The 1,586-nt window shown below is 64.3% G+C and carries 2 protein-coding genes; both read left to right on the plus strand.

What is annotated here, in order from left to right; genetic code table 11:
• Positions 1–91: 91 nt before the first annotated feature.
• The gene (locus E1289_RS39315) at positions 92–508 is read left to right on the plus strand and encodes a transposase (protein ID WP_207929420.1); all 417 of its coding nucleotides are present in this window, start codon (positions 92–94) and stop codon (positions 506–508) included.
• A complete protein-coding gene (locus E1289_RS37510; protein WP_243713485.1) occupies positions 505–1,545 on the plus strand; it encodes an IS3 family transposase in 1,041 nt (346 codons plus the stop codon). The genes E1289_RS39315 and E1289_RS37510 overlap by 4 nt, the downstream gene beginning before the upstream one ends.
• The last annotated feature ends 41 nt before the right edge of the window (positions 1,546–1,586 follow it).

Here is a 1,586-nt window from a genome sequence, read left to right on the forward strand (position 1 = left end):
CCCCTCTGTGTCAGGCTCAGGTGGGACACGAGGGGATGAAGTTCCCTAACTGATGTGAACAGGGCGAGAACGGGTACTGAGCAGAGTGACGATGACCAGCCACGATCTTCCTTCTGGTGACGGGCCGCGGACCGGCCGGCCCAAGCGGCGGACCTTCAGCGCCGCCTACAAGCTGCGGATGGTCGAGGAGTACGACGCGGCCGAGCATGGTGAAAAAGGCGCGTTGCTGCGCCGTGAAGGACTGTATGAGTCCAGCGTTCAGTTGTGGCGTCGGCAGCGCGACGCCGGTGAGTTGACCGCTGCGGGAACGAGCCGCCCCGCCAAGAAGGAGAAGACTCCGGAGCAGGCCGAGTTGGAGGAGTTGCGCAAGGAGAAGGCGCGGCTGGAGCGGCAGAACGCGGCCATGGCCAGGAAGCTCAAGCAGACCGAGGCCGCCCTGGACATTATGGGAAAAGGTATCGCGCTCTTGGAAACGATGTCCGAGAGCGCGGACACCGAGAATTCGTGACCCGCTGCCGGGACGAAACCCTTTCCCTGCTGGTCGAACATCTGCCGATTCGCGCCTCGTGCGCATTGTCGGGTGTATCTCGCAGTAGTTTCTACCGACGGCGGAACCCGGTGCCGGAAAACGGTGAGCCGGCGGCGCGGCCGGCGCCGCCGAACGCGCTGAGCGAGAGCGAACGGGCCGGACTGGTCGAGGTGCTCAACAGCGACCGGTTCGCCGACAAGGCACCCCGGCAGGTGTGGGCTGCGCTGCTGGACGAGGGGGTGTACCTGGCGTCGGTGTCGACGATGTACCGGGAGCTGCGCAGGCGTGACCAGGTCCGGGAGCGGCGCGCCCAGGCCCGGCACCAGGCGCGCACCAAGCCGTATCTGGCCGCGCACGCCCCCAACCAGATCTGGAGTTGGGATATCACGAAACTTCCAGGTCCGGGGCCACGCCAGTTCTATGACCTGTATGTGATGCTCGACATCTTCTCCCGCTTCGTCGTGCACTGGGAGGTCCACCTGCGCGAGTCGGGTGAGCTGGCCGAGCAGTTCATGCAGAACTCGTTCGTCGCCAACGGCGGGATCGTGCCCGGCACCATCCATTCCGACAACGGGACCTCGATGACCTCCAAGCCGGTGACCGAACTACTGGCCGACCTGGACATCATCAAGTCCCACTCCCGCCCGAAGGTGAGCAACGACAACCCCTACAGCGAGGCGCAGTTCAAAACCTTGAAGTACTGCCCGGTGTTCCCGGCCAGGTTCGCGTCGCTCGACGAGGCCGAGACGTTCTGCCACCATTTCTTCGACTACTACAATCATCGGCATTATCACGCCGGGATCGGGCTCCACACGCCGTTCACCATGCACATCGGCACCGCACAGGCGATCCAGCACAAGCGAGCCGCCACGATCGCGGCGTTCCGCGCGGCCAACCCGCAACGGTTCACCCAGACACCAACGCTGCCCAAGATCCCCACACTCGCGCAGATCAACCGAGCCGACGAGGGCACCACCAACCAGACCAGCTCTGACCAGGAGAAACAAGCCGCCTAGCGATCACTGGCCCCTGTCCCGTTTGACTTGACACCTACCGA

Source organism: Actinomadura sp. 6K520 (genome assembly GCF_004349245.1).
In the GTDB taxonomy this organism is placed as follows: Bacteria; Actinomycetota; Actinomycetes; order Streptosporangiales; family Streptosporangiaceae; genus Spirillospora.

Excerpts from the sequence above, each read along its gene's own strand:
- E1289_RS39315 (WP_207929420.1), top strand. The coding sequence starts at position 92 with ATGACCAGCCACGATCTTCCTTCTGGTGACGGGCCGCGGACCGGCCGG.